The sequence below is a fragment of the Bacillus sp. FSL H8-0547 genome (genome assembly GCA_038002745.1).
GTDB lineage: Bacteria > Bacillota > Bacilli > Bacillales > Bacillaceae > Bacillus_P.
Genome location: JBBODD010000001.1, coordinates 1329284 through 1349628 on the forward strand (window position 1 = coordinate 1329284; position 20345 = coordinate 1349628).

At 41.3% G+C, this 20345-nt stretch carries 20 protein-coding genes; all 20 read right to left on the minus strand.

The annotated features are described in order from the left end of the window. Nucleotides 1-134: 134 nt before the first annotated feature. The 20 genes from MHB63_06400 to MHB63_06495 all read right to left on the minus strand — a co-directional run bounded on the left by MHB63_06400 (nucleotide 135) and on the right by MHB63_06495 (nucleotide 20169). Nucleotides 135-866 (minus strand): glycerophosphodiester phosphodiesterase, encoded by a 732-nt coding sequence (locus MHB63_06400; protein ID MEK3806210.1) that lies wholly within the window; start codon nucleotides 864-866, stop codon nucleotides 135-137. A gap of 86 nt (nucleotides 867-952) precedes the next feature. After that, nucleotides 953-2305 carry an ABC transporter substrate-binding protein gene (locus tag MHB63_06405; GenBank protein ID MEK3806211.1) on the minus strand — a complete coding sequence of 451 codons (1353 nt, stop codon included), beginning with the start codon at nucleotides 2303-2305 and terminating at the stop codon, nucleotides 953-955. A gap of 14 nt (nucleotides 2306-2319) precedes the next feature. Next, entirely contained in the window at nucleotides 2320-3132 is an 813-nt protein-coding gene (locus MHB63_06410; GenBank protein ID MEK3806212.1) for a carbohydrate ABC transporter permease, read from the minus strand. Beyond that, nucleotides 3129-4061 carry a sugar ABC transporter permease gene (locus tag MHB63_06415; protein MEK3806213.1) on the minus strand — a complete coding sequence of 311 codons (933 nt, stop codon included), beginning with the start codon at nucleotides 4059-4061 and terminating at the stop codon, nucleotides 3129-3131. The genes MHB63_06410 and MHB63_06415 overlap by 4 nt, the downstream gene beginning before the upstream one ends. Next, complete coding sequence (locus MHB63_06420; protein ID MEK3806214.1) at nucleotides 4058-5170, minus strand: ABC transporter ATP-binding protein; 1113 nt, start codon at nucleotides 5168-5170, stop codon at nucleotides 4058-4060. Before MHB63_06420 ends, MHB63_06415 begins: the two co-directional genes overlap by 4 nt. After that, a complete protein-coding gene (locus tag MHB63_06425; GenBank protein MEK3806215.1) occupies nucleotides 5157-5771 on the minus strand; it encodes a glycerol-3-phosphate responsive antiterminator in 615 nt (204 codons plus the stop codon). The genes MHB63_06420 and MHB63_06425 overlap by 14 nt, the downstream gene beginning before the upstream one ends. Before the next feature lie 421 nt (nucleotides 5772-6192). Continuing rightward, on the minus strand, nucleotides 6193-6639 hold the full coding sequence (locus MHB63_06430; GenBank protein ID MEK3806216.1) for a threonine/serine exporter family protein: 447 nt from the start codon (nucleotides 6637-6639) through the stop codon (nucleotides 6193-6195). A gap of 14 nt (nucleotides 6640-6653) precedes the next feature. Next, nucleotides 6654-7415 (minus strand): threonine/serine exporter family protein, encoded by a 762-nt coding sequence (locus MHB63_06435; protein MEK3806217.1) that lies wholly within the window; start codon nucleotides 7413-7415, stop codon nucleotides 6654-6656. 137 nt (nucleotides 7416-7552) lie between these two features. Then, complete coding sequence (locus tag MHB63_06440; GenBank protein ID MEK3806218.1) at nucleotides 7553-7885, minus strand: helix-turn-helix domain-containing protein; 333 nt, start codon at nucleotides 7883-7885, stop codon at nucleotides 7553-7555. 19 nt (nucleotides 7886-7904) lie between these two features. Next, on the minus strand, nucleotides 7905-8966 hold the full coding sequence (locus tag MHB63_06445) for an acyltransferase (protein ID MEK3806219.1): 1062 nt from the start codon (nucleotides 8964-8966) through the stop codon (nucleotides 7905-7907). Nucleotides 8967-9010: 44 nt separating this feature from the next. Next, complete coding sequence (locus MHB63_06450) at nucleotides 9011-9781, minus strand: glycosyltransferase family 2 protein (GenBank protein MEK3806220.1); 771 nt, start codon at nucleotides 9779-9781, stop codon at nucleotides 9011-9013. A 34-nt stretch (nucleotides 9782-9815) separates the two neighbouring features. Continuing rightward, nucleotides 9816-11216, minus strand: coding sequence for a sugar transferase (locus MHB63_06455; protein MEK3806221.1), 1401 nt, complete (start codon nucleotides 11214-11216; stop codon nucleotides 9816-9818). Nucleotides 11217-11311: 95 nt separating this feature from the next. Beyond that, entirely contained in the window at nucleotides 11312-12868 is a 1557-nt protein-coding gene (locus tag MHB63_06460; GenBank protein MEK3806222.1) for a hypothetical protein, read from the minus strand. Between the two features lie 22 nt (nucleotides 12869-12890). After that, entirely contained in the window at nucleotides 12891-13946 is a 1056-nt protein-coding gene (locus MHB63_06465; protein ID MEK3806223.1) for a glycosyltransferase family 4 protein, read from the minus strand. Next, nucleotides 13943-15172, minus strand: a complete 1230-nt coding sequence (locus MHB63_06470; protein MEK3806224.1) for an O-antigen ligase family protein — start codon at nucleotides 15170-15172, stop codon at nucleotides 13943-13945. The genes MHB63_06465 and MHB63_06470 overlap by 4 nt, the downstream gene beginning before the upstream one ends. After that, nucleotides 15162-16619, minus strand: coding sequence for an oligosaccharide flippase family protein (locus tag MHB63_06475; protein ID MEK3806225.1), 1458 nt, complete (start codon nucleotides 16617-16619; stop codon nucleotides 15162-15164). Before MHB63_06475 ends, MHB63_06470 begins: the two co-directional genes overlap by 11 nt. Nucleotides 16620-16658: 39 nt before the next feature. After that, entirely contained in the window at nucleotides 16659-17294 is a 636-nt protein-coding gene (locus MHB63_06480; GenBank protein ID MEK3806226.1) for a CpsD/CapB family tyrosine-protein kinase, read from the minus strand. Beyond that, nucleotides 17287-18024, minus strand: a complete 738-nt coding sequence (locus MHB63_06485; GenBank protein ID MEK3806227.1) for a Wzz/FepE/Etk N-terminal domain-containing protein — start codon at nucleotides 18022-18024, stop codon at nucleotides 17287-17289. The genes MHB63_06480 and MHB63_06485 overlap by 8 nt, the downstream gene beginning before the upstream one ends. A gap of 38 nt (nucleotides 18025-18062) precedes the next feature. After that, complete coding sequence (locus MHB63_06490; protein ID MEK3806228.1) at nucleotides 18063-18974, minus strand: NAD-dependent epimerase/dehydratase family protein; 912 nt, start codon at nucleotides 18972-18974, stop codon at nucleotides 18063-18065. Between the two features lie 226 nt (nucleotides 18975-19200). Further along, nucleotides 19201-20169, minus strand: a complete 969-nt coding sequence (locus tag MHB63_06495; GenBank protein MEK3806229.1) for a hypothetical protein — start codon at nucleotides 20167-20169, stop codon at nucleotides 19201-19203. Nucleotides 20170-20345 lie beyond the last annotated feature (176 nt).

Sequence of the window (20345 nt, forward strand, 5' to 3'; positions counted from 1 at the left end):
CACTATTTTGATAGAATATGTGCCATGAGTGGCGCGTGAATGCTATGTAAACGGCAACAAAGCTGCTGCAACAGCCTCTTTTTCCTTACACACAATGTAAAAAAACCTAACATAAATATCGAAAAAAAGTGCGCCTATAAAGGCACACTTTTGTTTCCGAGAAAAAGATCGGGATAATCCGTTATAATGGCTGAAACACCGGCTTTTTTAAATATCTCCAGTTGATCTGTCTGATTAACCGTATAGACCCTCAGTAAGTAGCCTGCTTCTGCTGCACGTTTGCCTGCCGGAGATGCTGCATATGCGCTCTCACAATGGAGCGCGTTCGCACGGACTTTCTTTGCTTCATCCATCATGTTGGACGGAATCCCCTGAAAAAGGAGTGCCGTTTCAGCGCTCGTGGTTAGATCACGGACTTTTCCCATGCTGCTGAATTGAAAAGAAGAAAGGATCACAGATTTCTCCATGCCCGATCTTTCTATGCATTCCAATACGTTCTCCTCAAGCCCTTCATACGGAAACACATCGTTTTTCAGCTCAATGTTTACTTTCATATCCGGCCTTTCGGATTTTATATAGTCCAGAACATCCCGAAGGGCAGGGATCGTCTCTCTGGAAAAGCGTCTGTTAAACCAGCTCCCGGCATCAAACAGCTTCAGCTGTTTATACCTGAAGTCTCTGACAAATCCGATGCCATTTGTCGTTCTGTCAATTCTTTCATCATGAATCACAACCGCTTCGCCGTCCTTGGTGAGCTGAACATCCAGCTCTATACCGTCTGCCCCTGCTTCACAGGCAGCCCGAAATGCCGCCATCGTGTTTTCGGGATGTTCTCCGCTGCAGCCTCTGTGTGCAAAAATCTCCATGTACCTTTCTGCTCCCTTCTGCGGTCTCTATAATAAAACGGAAAAGAAGAACTGATGATTCTGCATGCAATCATCAGTTCCCTCCCTTATTTCCCTTGCTTTTCACCTGCCGTTTCAAGCGCACGGTCGGTCTCAGCCGCTGCCTGGTCCAGCGCCTTTTGAGGATCCATGCCCTGATACAGGCTTTCCATTCCGGAAACGATTTTTTGTCTTGATTCAGGGAAAACAGAAATCAGCGCTCCCTGTGTTGCTGTATTCGCTTTTGTGTCATGAAGCTGGTCAACGGTTACTTTCAGCTGCGGGTATTTTTCCCACTGCTCTTTTACAATTTCTTCTTCATAGGCTGCAGGGTTAATAGCAAAGTACCCTGTTTCCACGTGCCATTTCGCCTGCACTTCAGGTGTTGAAAGATACTTCATAAACTCCCAAGCGCCCTTTTGCTTTTCTTCGCTTATGTCTTTAGACATCCAAAGTGAAGCACCACCGATGACAACGCCCTGGCGTTCTGCTTCATCAGGAACAGGCAGATAAGAAACTCCTACTTCAAACGGTGCATTATCAACAAGTGCTTTAACGCCTGCTGAAGAATCCAGGAACATCGCCATCTTGCCTGACTGGAATGCCGCTCTCATATCATCCCAGTTTTGTCCGGCATTATAGAACGTTCCGTCTTTGTACATGTCATTGATCAAATTAAAGACGTTTAGGCCTTTTTCGCCATTAAACGCTGCTTTCGCAGCATCTCCGCCTCTGCCATTCTCATTGTCTACGTATTCGCCGCCCTGTACAGCAAGCAATTCTTCAAAGAACCATCCGTAATTCAAAATCGAGAATCCGTATTGAGACGTATTTGAACCTTCTTTAACCGTCAATTTTTCAGCAGCAGCTTTCAGCTCATCATACGTCATCGGAGCTTTTTCAGGATCAAGGCCCGCTTTTTTAAAGGCATCTTTGTTGTAAACAAGAACAGGTGTTGATGAGTTAAACGGCATTGAATACTGCGTGCCGTCAACCGTGTAATAGTTCGAGATATTTTTTTCCCATTGAGATGTATCAAAGTTCTCTTCATCAATAAACTTTTGGACAGGCTGGATTTTTCCGCTGTCGATCATATATTTTGTTCCAACTTCAAATGTCTGCATGATGGAAGGCGCCTCTTCTGTGCCCGCAACCGTGTTGAATTTTGTCAGTGCTTCTTCATATGTTCCCTGAAACACAGGTTTCACTTCTACTTCATCCTGTGATTCGTTAAAATCTGCCGCAAGATCATTCAGTACGGTTTCAAGCTCTCCGCTCATAGCATGCCAGAAAATAACTTCTGTTTTGCCGCCTGCATTTTCAGCTGATGCTTTGTCTTCACCATTGGTTCCTGCTGAGTTTGAACATGCACCAAGGATGATTAATAGAATAGAGGATAAAATAACTGCCAGTTTCTTCAATTTACTCGCTCCTTTTATTTGATTGCACCTTGAGTTAAGCCTTTCTGGAAATGCTTTTGCCCGACAAATAACAGTAATAACGTCGGCAGAATCACGACTACGGCTGCTGCCATCACCACCCCCCATTGAGACGAGATCTCCTGCGACTGCATCTGCTTCAGCCCGATTTGGACGGTTCTGACTTTTTCATTGTTTGTCACAAGCAGCGGCCACAGATACATGTTCCACGTTGTTAAAAAACTGTAGATCCCAAGCGTGATCAAGCTTGTTTTTGAAACAGGCAGAACGACCCTCCAGAAAAAAAGGAACCGGCTGATGCCTGCAACCTGGGATGCTTCATAGAGTTCAAGAGGAATGGTTTTAAACTGCTGCCGAAGGAGAAATGTACCGAAAGCCAGCGCAAAAAACGGAATCGTCAGACTCGAGTACTCATTGATCCATCCAAGCTTCTGAACGGTCAAGAAGTTCGGGACCATTGTAGCCTCCCACGGAATCATCATTGTTGAGATGAAGACCATAAACAGCAGATTTCTCCCTTTAAAGGGAATAAACACAAAGGCAAAGGCGGCAAGGCTCGAAACAGCAAGCTGGCCAATCATCACAATGACCGAAACAAAAAAGCTGTTCCAAAGGAATTGAAGAAGCGGTACCTTTTCAAAAGCTGCCGTATAATTATCAAGCGTCACTTTCTCCGGCAGCAGCTTGCCCTGGAGCACTTCCCCGCCCTGCATGAAACTGATTAAAAAGGCATAAATGATCGGAAACATCATCAGAAGGGCTGCCAGAATCAGCAGAACATACATGAGGAATTTCTTAGCTGCACTCATCTGTAATGCACCTTCCTTTCACCGATCTTAAACTGAAGAATGGTCATAACAAGTATGCCGAGGAAGAGAATAACCGCTTGGGCACTTGCTGATCCGATGTTGTAATTAATAAAGGCATCCTTGTAGATGGAATACACAATCACGTTTGTTGATTCCATCGGTCCGCCCTTCGTCAAAATATCGATTTGTCCAAACGTCTGGAAAGCATTAATGAACGAAACCGTAATGACGAAAAAGAGTGTAGGAGACAGCATTGGTATCGTGATTTTTCTGAGCTGATAGAAATAGCCCGCTCCTGATATTCTCGCACTCTCGTAAAGCTGCTCATCGATATTCTGAAGGCCTCCCAAAAGAATGAGAAAAGAGAAACCCGCATTCATCCAGATGGTAGATACCGAGACGGCAAGCAGGGCGTATTTAGGATCAAGCAGCCACTGAACCTCTGTAAAACCAAGAGTTCCGACAACTTTGTTGATCACACCAATCGCCGGATTGTACATAAACATCCAAATGACAGACGACGCGGCCACACTCATTCCCATTGTCGAAGAGAAAAGCGTTCTGAAAAAGCCGATTCCCCTGAGCTTTTCATTGGCAATCAGCGCCAGAAAAAGGGAAAGGCCAACCCCTGCAGGCACGGTATACACCACAAACAGAAGCGTTGCTTTCATGCTGTTCTGAAAAGCGGGAGACTGCAGGAGATACGTATAATTCTCAAGTCCGGTAAAGCTTATCGGCACTCCTTGTCCGTCTGTCAAAAAGAAACTTAAGTAAATCGTTCGGAACATGGGATAAAACAAGAACACCGAAAACAGCACAATGGAAGGAAGCAGATAAAGCATGCCCTCTCCAAATGAACGCAGCTGAATTCTTTTTTCCTGCCGGATTTCCCCGCGTGCTAAAGCAGCGGGAGCTTCATTCACGTTCATATGAAGGCCTCCTGTCCAAGCAAGCGGCCAGACTCCCTCGGATGTGAAAGGAGGCATTCACCGGATTGTCTGTCAAAAAGAAACACATCCTCCTCAGCCACATAAAACGGAAGCTTATCCCCGACTTTCACGTCCCACTGGCCATTCCATTTCGCCAGCCACTGTTTGTTTCCGCCGATAAAAAAGGAAATAAGTGTTTCCGTACCGAGAATTTCGACATTTGCCACCTCAGCAGAAAAGGTCGCCTTGCCTGAAGCCGGCTGAATATGCTCCGGCCTGATTCCGGCAGTCAATTTCCGTTCGAAAGCAGGAAGACTGCCTGAAACCGGAATGGTATGCTGATTTTCAATCATGATTGCATTGCCCGTAATATCTGCCGGAGCCAAATTCATAGGCGGCGCACCGATAAACGATGCCACAAATTCATTTGCAGGATTGTTGTAGATCTCAAGCGGTCTGCCAATCTGCTGAATTTCTCCGTTGTTTAAGATCATCATCGTATCTGCCATCGTCATCGCTTCTGTCTGATCATGCGTGACATAGATCATTGTAATGCCGAGTTTCCTCTGAATCTGGCGGATTTCTGACCGCATTTTCGCTCTCAGCTTGGCATCGAGATTGGAAAGAGGCTCATCCATCAGGCAGATCGGCGCATGCGTGACAATCGCCCTTGCAAGAGCAACACGCTGTCTCTGACCGCCCGACAGCTGTCTCGGCTTTCGCTTAAGCAGGTCAGATAACCCGAGCATCTCGGCAGCCTCAAGGCATCGCTGCTTTTGCTCTGCCTTCTTTATTTTTTTCGTATGTAATCCGAAAGTGATGTTCTCTTCAACCGACAGATGTGGATACAGCGCATAATTCTGGAAAACCATCGAGAGATCCCGCTTGCTCGGCGGAAGAGCGTTCGCCGTTTTCCCGCCGATGACAAGCTCTCCGCCTGTCACCTCTTCAAGCCCTGCAATCATTCTGAGCATTGTGCTTTTCCCGCAGCCCGAGGGACCGACCAGGACAAAGAATTCACCCGGTTCAATCACTGCGCTGATCTCTTTTATGACATCCGTTTTAGAATCATAAGATTTCGAAACGTTTTTCAGTTCAACTTTTTTCATCTGCAGTCATGCTCCTTTCCTTCTGCGCATATTTCTTCCAAAGCCATGCTCTGCCTGTTGAGGCCGCAAGAGCTCCGCTTTCAAGTGCCTCTTCAATATGCCCCGCATTCTGGATCAGGCCGCCCGTAATGATGGGGACATCTGTTTCATGCTTTACTTTTCTGATCATTTCAGGAATCAGTCCAGGCATAATCTCAAGTGCATGCGGCTCAATTTCATTCACTGCTTTCAGTCCGTTTGCCAGTGCGTCTGAATCAATCAGGAAGAGCCTCTGAATGGTCAGCAGTCCCTCGTTCTTAGCCAGCTGAATCAGAGAACTTTTCGTCGTCACAATCCCTGTCGGCCTGACAAACTTAGCAATGAACCTCAGCCCTTCCCGGTCATAGCTGATCCCGGGAATCTTTTCAAGGTGCAAAAAGACATGACGATCGTTCTTTTTCAGAAGATCCACATACCGCTTAATGACACTGATGTTCCCCATAAGCAGAAAAGCAGACTGAATATCCGTCTCAAGGAAGCGGTCAAAGCTTTTGGGATCTTTAATAGCTGCAATCAGCCTGTCTTCATGCAGCCGGCTGATAAATTCCTGATGCGTATCCAATGCTTTTTCAGCTCCCTTTTTTCATCTATAGGCAAAACAAAAACCATAAAAAAACGCGGGTTCTCTAAAAACACCTATGTTTTTTTATGGTTTCTCATATTCTCAACCAGAGTTTATTCACTTGTCCTTCACAACTCCAATCTTACCTGCCGAACGTAAAGTGAGTGTGAAGGTGATGTGGATTTGTGTGAAGGGATTGTTAGAAGATTGTAAACACAAAAGCGCAAGCGCCTTGTTCAGATCCGACAGGCAGATAAGAATCCGACGGAAAAGTCCGGATGTGACTTTTTTGATGGATTTGTTCTGACAGAGGATCTATGCGCTTCCGCTTGCCGAGGATAACTTAGTAAGATCATACAGACTTTTTCTTTTTAGCTCACCTAGTAAAAAAACCTTCCGCACAAAATACGGAAGGTTAACGTTATTTCACTTTTGTCCGAAGCTGGGATTTTCTGATTACCTGATTAATTACTTCAGAAAAGACAAGACCGATCGCGATGGAACCGGAAATCATGAAGGCTTTTGCTGCAAGCGTAATCGCCGTATTGTAGTCATTTTCCACAAAATTGCGCATAGCATCATAGGCCATTCCCCCAGGCACTAACGGAATGATTCCGGCAACGCTGAAAATAATGATTGGAGTCTTGTAGATCTTGGCAAACATCTGGCTTGCAACCGCCACAAACACAGCAGCGATGACAGTCGCAGGCACTGCGTCATATCCGAGCCCGACGACTGAAATGTAAATAAACCACCCGCACATCCCGACGAGTCCGCATTTGACCAGAGACGGTTTTGGCGCCTGAAAAATAATGCCGAATGCAGCAGTTGATATAAACGCTGTCAGCAGCTGTCCAATTACCCACATCATTCATTGCTCCTTTAAAATAGTAAAAATACAACCGCAATTCCCGACCCAATCGCAAATGCCGTCAAGAACGCTTCCGCTCCCTTTGAGAGTCCTGAAATCAAATGCCCGGCCATCAGATCCCTGACTGCATTTGTAATAAGCAGTCCAGGAACAAGCGGCATGACTGAGCCGATAATCACCTTATCCATCTCTGAGCCAAACCCTGTTTTCACAAACAAATAGGCAAACAACCCAATAACAAAGGATGCCAGAAATTCAGAGAAAAACTTAATCGGAACAAGGCGGTGAAAATAGATTACCGAAATAAATCCCAGTCCGCCCGCAAAAACCGCAGGCAGAAAATCAGACCACTTCCCCTGGAACATAATCAGAAAACAGCCGCTCGCTATTGCTGCTGCAAGCACCTGCAGCCCAAGAGAATAAGTGGAACTCGCCTCTTCAATCTCTTTTAAAAGATCATAGGCCTGATCCACATTAAGCTCGCCGCTGCTGATTCTCCTGGAAATGGCATTTACCTTCGTCACCTTATCCAAATCCGTCGTCCGTTCCATAATCCGAATCAGCTTCGTCTTCGTAGGCTCTTCCGTTTCAATGGAGAAAATAATGCCTGTCGGCGTTACATAGCTGTGTGAATTCCTTACACCGTATGAGGCTGCGATCCTCATCATCGTATCCTCCACCCGGTACGTTTCCGCGCCGCTGATCAGCATAATCTTCCCCGCCAAAAGGCAAACCTCCATAATTTCATAAGAATAATTTTGCTGCGTCTCCATCTATCCGTTCTCTCCAATAGGCTTTTAGTTTTGATGTTAGGTTTCAGTTTAGCTGAGTTTTTGGGGATTATCAATTTTTGCAAAAATAAAAAACCCTTTCCTGATTGGAAGAAGGGTTATAAGGCAGAGAAAAATGATTACTTTGAGATGTTTTCTTCTTCTAACCGGTTAAGAATAAAATGTTCAAACTGTTTTTTTGTCAAACCTCTATTAATAGCTGTTTGGAGCAAATTAATCCATTCAGAGTCGATCCTATGAACATTTCCGTTCGGGATGACTATTTTTTCAAGCGGAACCCCCAGTCCCTGGGATATCTTCTCCAGGACATTAATGGATGGATTCATCTTAATATTTCTCTCCAAAGAGCTGATATATGATTTTGCCACGCCCGATTTTTCTGCTAATTCCGATATCGACAGTAATGATTCTTCTCTTAAACTCCTTACTCTATCCCCTATCAAGTGATACACCTTCTTCTATAAAGATATTCTAAGACGTTTTTGCCATACTTTGAACTGCTCTATTTCTCTCAGATTTGCCGAAGGCCAATTGCCTCAGCTTCTGAGACATAGGTTTTTCAAGTGATTTATGAATGAAGCATGCCGACAAAACAGTACTGAGAGTGACGATGCACATGGACAGGAAGTATCCTGCAGCTTCGACAATGTGCATTTTTTCATAGATAAATAAATATAGCTGCAAAAGCGGGCCGTGGGTAATGTAAATAGAATAGGAGGCATCCCCTATAAACGATATGCTTCTGGGAATTTCTCTGGATGTCCTGTCCTTAATGGATATTCCAAGCATTATAAGCATAGCGGAAATACAATAAAGGAGAGGTGCATGTATCTCAGTATATGAATAAATATAATTCAGCCAATTGGTTAAATAACCTGATAACCCCAGGTATATCAATAAGGTAGAGTAACCCAGCCGGTACGTAAGCATCATGTAGGCTACCAGACTTCCTGCAACAATTTCAAGCGTACTGAAGCTAAAGAAGAATGATGAAAAAGAATCTCGGTAAAAGACTTCTAAAACGACGGTAATTAAGGCCCATACAGTTGCAGCCGGTTTGAATATTTTAGGGCTGAACATCAGGCAGCTGAACATCAGGTAAAAAAACACGACATGACTCAAAGACCATGCTGATGACAAAACAGGCTCCTTCATTGGATAGAGAATGAGCGATTTTAATACAACTTCTGCTGAATACTCATTTCCTATTCCTGGAACGAGATTGTACAGAGCGGCCGTTAAAACAGTAAAGATCCAAAGCATAGGAAAGATTCTGATTAATCGCTTCAGCAAAAACCCTGCTGCTTTGTTCGAATTTCCAATATGCCTGTGATAAAGATAGTAGATCATGAAACCAGTAACAACAAAAAAGAAATCGACACCACCCGTTCTTTCCCACCTGCCCATATCAAACCAGTCATATTCATAGCGGCTGTAGAAGAGAAGGTTTATGTGTCCAATAAGAACAAAGAGAATAGCTAATCCTCTGGATGCTTGCACTAGAGATAATTTCCCTGATTTTTTTCCAGCCATATGAACACCCGCTTTGCGTATATAATGTTTCCTTGCCTTAGGGGCTAAAAAGCTTTTCTGTGTTTTTTCAAAGCATTTACAGAGTAATTTATAAAGTACCATGCAGCTGAAAATCTGCCGATTCCCCTAATCTTTCGATAAGTGTTCCAGGTTTTTAAAGCTGAGTTTAATTTGTTGCTTGAAAGAGAGTTTTCACATCTTCTGTAGTAAGCCAGTTCCTCTCTCAAGCCATAAGCATCAATGCCGTTTGCAAGGATGGAAAGCCATAGTCCGTAATCTTCTGAACAGTCCCGGTGAAGCTCCATTTGAACCTTGCCCAGAATTTTCTTCTTATTAATCATGACAGTAAGTGTTCCAATCATTGTGTTTTTAAGCAAGTCCTGATAAGTCGTCTTAAGGGGAACCGTTACTGAAGAGCCTGTCATTTGCCCCTCTTCATTCATCATCCTGTAATTGGTAAAGGTAAAGGCGAGTTCCCGCTCCTTCATAAATGCAAGCTGTTTCTCAAGCTTATTGGGATGCCATAAGTCATCACTGTCAAGAAAAGCAAGATACTCTCCTTTTGCCAGTTTCATAGCTTCATTTCTGGCAGCGGCAGGACCTCCGTTTTCCTTAAGTTTTATCAGACGAATTCTTGTATCCCGCTCCATCTCTTCTTGTACAATTGCCCTCGTTTCATCAGAGGAGCAATCATCTGCTATCAGCATTTCAAAATTTGAATAGGATTGGGATTTTACCGACTGGATTGTTTCCCTTATATATTTGGAAGCGTTATAGCTTGGTGTGATAATACTTACTAAAGGCTCACCGGACATTAGATTTCCTCTTCCCCTCTCCACTTGCGGCTGCTTATTGATTCACTGCCCCGCTCTGTTCAATCGGTTTAACCACTGTTTCATTTTTATTGCTTATGTCCACGCTGACTCCCTGCGCCTGATCTCTCTGGATAATCACTCTTATTGTCTGAAGCAAAATTTTCATATCAAGCATAACGGAGTAGTTCCGGACATACATCAGATCGTAGCGCAGTTTGTCCTCCGGCTCTGTGGTATAATTCGCCAGAACTTGAGCGAGACCGGTAATGCCGGGTTTAACTCTAAGCCTGTGGTGATAATCTGGAAAATCCAACTCAAACTTCTTTATAAAAAACTCCCTTTCCGGTCTGGGCCCTATTAAACTCATATCTCCTTTAAGTACATTAAATAACTGCGGAAGTTCATCCAGACGAGTGGCTCTGATTATGTTTCCAAGGTAAGTAATCCGGGGATCCCTTTCGCTCGCCAGCACAGGTCCTGTATGCACTTCAGCATCCTGCACCATACTTCTGAATTTATAAAGCATATAGGGCTTTCCGCAAAGGCCGATCCGCTCTTGTTTAAAAACGGCAGCTCCTTTTGAAGTAAGCGGAATAAGCAGATAAAGGACTGACATGATCGGCCCTGCTGCTGCGATTAATAATAATGAAACTGTGATGTCAGTCATTCTTTTTATGGCTGTTTGCGTGCGGCTGAGCTGCGGCGGGTTAATGGAAAATACCATTAGGTCATCGATTTGTTCTGTTCTGGAGTTTGCTATTAAGAGTTCAAACAAGTCTGGAACAATCATCACTTCTTTATTTTTTTTCATTGATAAACCTATTATGATTGCTGCATCCTGTTTGCTTACCTCAGGCCCAATCAGCACCACATCTGCACTTTCCATCTTCTCTTCATACTTCTCTTTTTCTCCTGCAGAAAGAAAGTCACTCATAATCAGCCAGTCGGTTCGCTGCTTCATAAACTTTTGAGCCATTCCTGAACTGATTTCAGCTGTTTTACCAATGACAAGGACCTTCTTGCCTGAGTGCGTATTCCTAAGATAGCTCCACATCACAAGTTTGCTGCAGCATAATACTGCCACTTGACTTAAGAAAGCAATTATAAGAAAGAGCGCTGTAAGCGGAGTCCCTGTAATTGCGTTCATTGAAACCACCAGCACATTAAGTGTGAGTGAAGATAGAAAGATGCTGTACATCAAGTTTCTTGCAGAATGCCTTTTCCAATCTATGTGGAGATCAAAGGCCTGAAAACTGATAATAGAGGCCGCTGCCAAAAAGAGGAGAAATACTGCATCTATTTCTATCGCTGTTTCTATTGATAATCCATTTTGCAGAAGATGATAAGACAATTCATATGACCCATAGACAACAAACACATCCACTATCATAAGCAAGATCCAAAAACTGCTTCGGTCAGATCGTCGCATAAACATATTTACATACTCCTCTCTTCATTGAATTATCCAAAATCCAGATTGTAAAAAACCCCATTAATTCTTAATAAAGAACAAAACAGCAGTGTTTTTCCTCAGATTGAAGATTTCTGTGAACCTGCAGGATAAAACCTGTAAAGCTTTTTTAAAAAATGAAAAAAACTGTAATCAAACCTTTTTCCATCTATAAGCGTCCATTCAGCATTTACAGCGGAAAGAGTATGGACGCCATCCTTATATAAATCATTCTTTCTCGGATCGACACTCGATATCGTTTCTTCTTCAAAATGACTTTCCGAAAGTTTTGTGATCTTATTTAGAACAATTCTTCCACCGTAGGTCTGAGAACAATCTTGTGCGGGTCTGTACAGGATTCCTTCACTCACAAAGGGTGTACCAGCAGGACGGGCAGACCGGATATCGATTTTGACAGGATTTTGTCTATGAGGTTCCCATTTTCCGAAAAGATCGTCGGAGTAATAGATATGCAGCTCACTATTATGGCTTTGTGTTTTTTCATCTCCTCTAGTGCAGAAGAGCCACCACTTATTCTCATATCTAATGACCGTTGAATCAACCGCGGAAAAATCATTCATAATGACAGATTCCATATTCCACCTGTTTGTCTTGCTATCAAAGCTGTAAATCATCGTTTTTTTCTCTTCAGAGGTTTCTGGAATACAAAGGAGACGGCCATTGTCATTTAATAAATATGGGTAGGACATATGAGAGGGCAGTTTTAGAATAGAGGAATTAACTTTAACTTTAGGTTCAGACACATCCTCTATATTCATTTCAGAAATATACCCTTTTACCTCCCTGTAATCGAGTTCTTCCATCAGCACGTGAATACTTCCATTTATTTCAATGCCGAAAGGATCTGCATAATAGACATTTCGGTGTTTTCCGAGCCATCTAATGGAAAATTCGTCTTCGTCCAATAGTTTTTCAATCGGTAAATTAATGAGGCCGACATTCCAATATTCGTAGCAGAATAATTGATTAAATAACCTGTCAATTTTGTTTTTGAACAGTCGTCTATTCAGCTTTATCCAGTCAAATAGATCCGGTACTTTATAATTAGCGGAATAATCTGCTGCTTTTTCTGACATATCTTCCACAGGCACCGCTTTGATGATAATAGACGGCCAAGTATAGATAGATGACAGAATCTGATCTCTATTTTTGAACAGTGAATTTTTTTGAGTCGGGAAGAAGCCCTGCTTCAAAATGCTTATAGTATCCGGTTTAGATGCCATTACCAGCCTCACAGTAGTTACTGGCTGATTATTGGTGACTTCCCAGAACCCGATATGCTGATTTAACAGTGCATCACCTATTAGAAAAGTCCAAACCCCGTACTTGCATGTATTTTCAAAAGAATGGAGATGTGTTCCATCAAAATCCAGAATAAAATCGAGGTTCATTGCCTGGATTTTATCCGTACAATCGATATTCTGAACAGGCACTTCTCTGTATGTGTCTCGAATATCCGCTGAATTTTTTCCGGTATCATGGGTCTTATGGGGAATGATTATGAGTTTAAGCTCAGCTTTGTTCTTTATAAGTTCGTTAATGCAATCGATCTTCCACTTTTCCACCTGCGGACTGGCAGTTACTACTGCAAATGCTTTGCTGTTGATCTCACCCATCTTCTCACTCCTAACAGGTCTTTCAGTAAGCCTGCTTTAAATATTCATTTACAGTATTGCTGACCATGCTGTCTAAGGAAAATTCTGTTTCCGATTTTTCTCGTGCACAATTGCTGATTTTCAGCTGCAATTCCCGGTTATAAGAGAGATTTATAACTTTTGAGCTGAACTCCTCTTCAGAATGATTTTCTATGAGAAAACCTGTTATCTGATCAGAAATAGCTTCTGATATTCCTCCCCTGTTTATAGAGATAACCGGAGTTCCAACCGCCATTGCCTCCAGTATCACCATAGGAAATACCTCTCGTTCAGATGTTAAAAGCAGAACATCCATCTCTCTTATAAATTCCTGAGGTCTTCCGGTTGCACCTGTCATTATCACTTTCCCCTGAAGATTCAATGACGAAATTTTCCTTTTAATGTTGTCGAATTCAGGGCCATCCCCCGCAATATAAAACGATAAATCCTCCGCATGCTCAAGACTCTTAGCTATGTTAAGGAACAAATCATGATTTTTTTCCGCTGACAGCCTTGCGAGTATGCCTATTTTTTTTTGGCCTTTATGTTCTTTTCTTGAAAATGTAAACTCATCCAAGTTCACTCCATTATAAATGGTTGTTACCTTGCCTGATTTAACCCCCAGATCAACTAGATTCTTCTTTTCAAAGTTACTGACCGCAATAATTTTTTCAACAAAATGATTCATTAACGCGGTAAAAAGCGCAGGAGCTCTTCTCTCAAGGAACGTTACGTTATGTTTCGTATAAATCAGCTTTATCCTTTTGGAGATCAATGCTTTGCAGCACACTCCATACATCACCATTCTCAAACTATTAGCATGAATAATATCAATATCATTTTTTTTAATCTGCCTGCACAGCACTTTTAAGTTATGAAAGTGAGAATCTCTTTTCATTTCAATAAAATGCTCTTTATTTTTTATTTTCGGAAAAAGCTCTCCACCGGCAGCGGCAGTGTAAACAGTCATTTCAGGGTGACTGATTTTATTTTCAAGACTGCAAAAATAGTTCTCGGCTCCGCCTGTTATAAGCTTATCCGTCATAATGAGGATATTCATCCGGCTAAATCCCTCCTTTTAAAAGACGTCCCTGAGTCAGAATGTTTTTCCTGCTGCAAATAAACAGATAAAATCGCAAGATACATGAAAAAGATATCGTTAATAATGACAGACAATGAAACCATCTGAATTAAAAACCCAATAAATACAAGAAACAAATACGGCTTGTTTTTATAAATCTTGTTTTCAACTAATTGATACAGAACCAGTAAGATAAAAAGAAGATAACAAGAGAAGCCTATGATTCCTGATTCTGATAATATATCCAAAAACGTATTATGCACTGTCAGGCTGTCCTGGTATTCAAATGAATTGTAGTCGGAGAAATTAAAAGCTCCGAGGCCAAAGATCACATGTGAAGAAAAATAATCCCAGGCACGGCCCCATAACTCAAACCTTCCGCTTCCGCCGTCATTCGAAAAGTCATTGATGCGCGAATCAAGAATTCCATAAATATCAAACTTCAATTGCACAACTGCGACATAAGCGATCACAGATATTGAAGCCGCAAGACCTGCAAGAATTTTCAATTGTCTAAGGGGATTATTCAGCATGACGTATAAACTGAAAAGAATGATAAGTGCCAGTAAACCGCCCCTTGAGAAAGTAAGGAGATTGGATATGAGACACAGCAGCAAACCGATTCTATTTTTCAGTGAGTTTGCATTGCAGAGAAAATAAGTAAAAAAGATAGTATTGTAGAAAACGAAAAAGTTAGGGTCTTCCAGCAAACCGATCAGCCTTGGATAATTTCTGTCAACCATCACTCCCAAGTGAGTAACCCGTTCTCCTTCTCCAGCCAAGGATAATGTTTTAAGTCCCGCTATGTACATCACAAGACTTGCAGCGTTAAATATAATCCCGGCAGTTCCAATTGACTTTTCGATAATATGATCGTTCGACTTATTCAGGATTGTTTTGAAGATAAAATAACACGCAAGATAAAGTGAAATTCCCATTATAATTCGCAAACTTGATGCGGGATAAAGTGAAAATGCCCCCGAAAAACTGTACGCCAGATAAAACAGGAGCAATCCAATTTCAAAAAGCTGCATTTTTTCAAAATAAATTTGGGAGATGTGTATAACCGAAAATATAATAAGGAAAACCATGTAGGGCTTTAAGGCAAAGCCAAGATCAATACTGAATTTGCTCAAGGTAATTAATATAATGACGGCAAGCACCGATTTCTTTGCCGCATACCCGGATTTCAGATTATACTCCATGGTCTGCCTCCTTGCTGGCAGAGACCTTCAATACTTTTCCAACAACAAGAATCTTTATGCCATTGTAGATGTCCTTATCCACCAATACAATTGCAGATAAGATGATATAACTCAAAAGTACACTTACCAAAGGAAATGAACCCAATAAAGCTGAAGGGATAAACATACTTACTGCAATAACTGTCAGATATGGACCAATTGCTTTCACAGCAAAATGAAGACGGCCTGGAATCATCAGCCAAAAACCCATCAGTATTAAGAATTCAATGGCTAAGCCAGCATAAGCAGCGCCTATTACCCCGTTTGAAAGACTAAAATAAAAATAGAGAACCCCGCCTGTCAATAACGAGATCAGCTGCACTAAAGTACGGCGAGTCTGCATACCTTGGGTAGTTAGACTGTCTGCAAGTGAAATGCTGACAGATTGAAGAATAAGCATTAATGTTAAAATTTTCAAAGGGGCCGCTGCTGTTATCCATTTTTCTCCAAAAAGAATTGTTACAATGTCACTTGACATGTGGTAAAAAGGAATGGCAATCGCAGCGCCGAGAAGGACCGTAATCTTAATTTGCGTTGTAGAAAGTTCTCTGTGCTTTGCATAATCCCCACTGTTAAAACTTCTGAATAATACAGGACAAAAAGCGCCTGCTATGATATATGGAAGCTGCTGCAAAGCTTGGGGAATTCTATAGGCGATTGCAAACATACCTACTTCTGCCAAAGTGACTGTCTTTTCTAATACAAGCGTTCCCAGATGAGGGAAAATGACAAACAGTAATCCACCTATGGTAAAGGATCCAATACCATTAAGAATTTCTTTATGAAAGGGTTTATTTAAAGAGATCTGAACATTTCGGCTGACAAGAACTACTCCAATTAACCCAGCTATAAAGTAAGACAAGCCATACAAAAAACAGATTTGATACGGAGTCAGTGACACCATCATTCCTATAAAAACGGTAAAAATGAGCATAAACGAAGAAATGATTCTAATTGCACCGTAAAATTGCATCCTCTCAGTCAGCTGAAAATAAGTGGTTCCAATACTTTGCATCGCAATCCCCGTCACCATTGGAATAATCAGACAATATGCAGTTGTAATCAACTCCGGGTTAGATGCATAGAAAGAATGAATGAAGATGAAACCTATTATAAAGGTAATTCCCATTAATACTGCCCTCAATTTAATGTACGAGGACATAAGGGAGGAAACCTCTGTTTCTCGCTTCGTTCCCTCTCTCAGGACAATTTCGCTCAAACCTGCATCTGTGAAATACCCCATAATCATCGCAAACGCTAATGCTACACTGAAAATCCCGTAGTTATGAGATTGAAGATAGGATGCAAGCACGATTAACGCTGCAGCATTTAGGCCGCTCGATAAAGCAGTGCTGTAAAATAAATGCACAACATTCTTAGCTATCGAATTTCTTTTTTTATTCTTCAAGAGGAAGCCCACCCAACTTAGAGAAAAACTTTTAGCCTGTTATCCTGTCTGATAGATAACTCCAACGACTCTTTTTTTAGCCCTGTCCAGGAAATTAGTTGTTTTATAGAGATTGCGCTTCTTTGTTTTATTGGCTTTTACAACCAAAACGACTCCATCGCTGCACTCAGCCGCAAGCTGTGCATCAGATTTTTCCAGAAAACCTGGTGCGTCGATTAGTACAACATCATATTCAGACGTCCATTTCTTAACCAGTTCTTTAAACCTGGAGCTGATGATAACGCCTGGAAAGTTCCCGTGCACTGAACCGGCAGGCATAATTGACAAGTTATCTATAAACGTTCTCATAATTCCCGATTCGCCTCTTATGCCATAAAAAGCAGCATCCGAAAGACCGGATGTATTCTCAAGGTTAAAAAGAGCGTGCACTGCAGGCTCAGATAAATTGGCATCTACAAGAAGAACTTTCTTTTCCTGTTCTGTAAAAGCAATTGCAAGCTTAGACGCGACCATAGCATCTCCGTCATTTGATGAAGGTGATGTAATTAAAAGAATGACAGGTTCGTTTTTTAATGTATTTTCCACATTCATGCGGATCATCCTGATTTGCTCACTGCTGACTAATGATTGATCCAGCAGGACACTTTTGAATCTGGACGAAATTTGTTTAAACACGTGCATCACCTCTTGCCGGAATTTCTGTCTTGTGGAGCTGCTTTTGTTTTCCTGCAGGTTTACGCCCGGTTTTTTTGGCTTTTAAATTCACTTGTCCAATGACCGGCAAACCTGTCAGTTCTTCTATCTCATCTGCACTTTTTACTGTGTCATCAAAATACTCGCGAATCATTGCCAGCGCTATCCCGGCAAACAGGCCCACAAAAAGTCCTATCGCGATATTCAGAATTGGATTACTGATTGTACTTGTGTGAGTCTCGCCGTTTCTCATTACATTAAAATCATTTACTTTGAAGATTTCATTCATCTTTTGAACGGACGTTTGTGCAGTAAATCCAGCCAGCTCTTTGGCAAATTCAGCGTCAGAATCCCGGACAATAATATTTATAATTTGAGAATCCTTGCTGTTTTGAACAATTATTTTTTCTTCAAGCTTATCTTCATCTTCAAGACTGTATTTCTCTGCCACCGTGTTTAAAACGATCGGGCTTTTGATAAAGTCTATTGATGATGCCAGAAGCCTGTTAATGTTTTGGCTGTCAATATACTCTCCGTCCGATTTTTGCAATTTGCCCACAAGAATAAATTCTTTTGCTTCATAGGTTGGTTTCATAATATATACCGTCATCAGCACTGTTAAGCTGAGCATGACCGCAGCAGTTAAACATACAATTAGAAATCTTTTTTTGATAATCGCAAGGAATTTTTTCAAATCGATCCTTTCTTCCATAACATCCTCCTGCAATCCATTATTAAGGTGTACCTTTCTCAAACAATGCTGACCGGTGCATCCTCTTCCAGTGTCATTTTCAGCCCTGTTTGGATGACAGTTTCCGGGAGCCACTTCAGATCCTCTGATGCTTTTGAGTTGGATAAGACACTGTCTCTTATATCTCCATTTCTTTCTTCGAAGAAAGTTACGTTAACATTTTCAGAAGTTATTTTTTCAAACTCTTTAATGAGTTCAAGGACACTTATCCTTTCATGACTGCTGATGTTGTATATTCCGCTGCTTTTGTTCGTTATAGCAGCCACATTGGCTTTAGCCACATCTTTTACATAAATGAAATCTCTTGTTTGATGTCCATCGCCATATACGGAAGGACTTTCTCCAGCAAGAATTCTCTCTTTAAAAATTGCAATTACGCCTGCCTCGCCGTATGCATCCTGCCTCGTGCCATAGACATTGGAATATCTCAAAATAGAATGAGGAAGGTTGTGATATTGAGCAAACATCTGAATGTATGATTCGGCCGTCAGCTTTGATAAACCGTAAAAGGATAAGGGCTGAGAAGGATGCTTTTCCGTAATTGGCAAGAAGTGGGGGTTACCGTATATTGCAGCAGAAGACGCAAAAATGAATTTCTTAATGTTAAATTTGACAGCACAATTTAATAAATTGACAGTGCCCAGGATGTTCTGTTCTGCATCGTATAACGGATCAGTAACGGAATTAGAAACGGAAACCTGTGCAGCCTGATGAATAATAATATCCGGTTTTTCAATTGTAAAAATGCTTTCAAGAGAAGTTCGAATATCAGCCTTATAAAAAGATGCTTCTTCGGGAATTCGGTCTTCCCGGCCAGTTACTAAATTGTCGACTATAACCACTTGATAGTTTTCTCTTAATAATTCATCTACAATGTGAGATCCAATAAATCCTGCACCGCCCGTTACCATCACTTTCAATCTATTCACTCCTCTAGTCAAAATGATTCACTTTTGTTCTTTTTAGCGAACTATAGGATGAGTATAATTGCTTTTAGTTTTAAATGCCATGTTTAAATACCCCTGAATATTCTTATTAAAGAACATTTTGTTTGAATTATCTTTCATTTCCTCCAAAATACTTACTAATTCGTACTTTATAAAGAATAAGAAAAACTCTCCGGGAATTCCAGAGAGTTTACTGTAGGCTGAACTGAGCTATTCGATTAGAGTCCCCATTGTCGTTTATAAGGTCAGAATCCAGATTGGTCAGCATATAAGATCTCATCGAAGAACTTGAAAACTCAACAAGAGGCTTGCCTTCTTCGGCCACTTGCGGGTCCCATATCATAGCCTCGAAGAAATTATCCGACCCAGATACATAGATTGCCCGTTCGGTTTTTTCTGTCAGCTGAAGCTGAACACCTGTAAACTGATTGCCGGAGCTTTCATTGGGAATTGTAATCGAACTGTCAATGTGTATACATTTTAAACAATTATCAAGTGTGATATTTGTGAAACGGTTGCCATTAATAAAACTGAATTTATCATCTGAATACTTTTCGGATTGGATATGTATGCCGTATTCAAATCCGGAAATATTGATGTCTGTAAAATTAACGAAACTTATGAAATGATCGCCTCCTTTAGAATAGAGGCTGATTGCCTTTCCGAGGTTTGTTCCGCTTGAGTTGATAATTGCTACATTGTGTATTCGGGTTCTTTCATGTGACCAAAATCTTTCTTTGCCGTTCAGGTAAATAACATCTGACTCAAATTTTGCATTTGTCACTTCAATTACTCCATTTTCAATCGATGCATTTTTCATTAATTCAAATGCACGGAAATCTCCTTCTATAAAAATTTTCGTATTTTGGCCTAACTCCACTTTTACCCCTTCCAAAACTTTTATGCCGTTTTTCAGGATAAAATGGTGGTTTCCTGAGAGTTTTACTTTTCCTATTTTTTCTTTTGCACTGTAATTTATTGCGTCCTGAATTGCCACCGAATCATCTTTGTCATCGCCTCCGTCAGCTCCAAATTCCTCTGCATTGACATATTCCTTACTGCCGTCACTTTCTCTATTAATACTTTGAACAAATAAAAGCAGAACCGCTGCCGCTATCGCCAATATGATTATTACTAAGAAACTTTTTTTTATATACATGAAATGCCTCCTCTTACTAGTACATTTCTTGTATACAAACCTTAATTCCTCTAATTGGAAAAATAATATTAGAATAAAAAAATTCCAATTTCCTTTAACATAGAAAAATCCGAACTAACTTTACCACCCTAGTCCGGATCTTTCGCTCACTATCATAATACGCCAGTTTCCTTTCA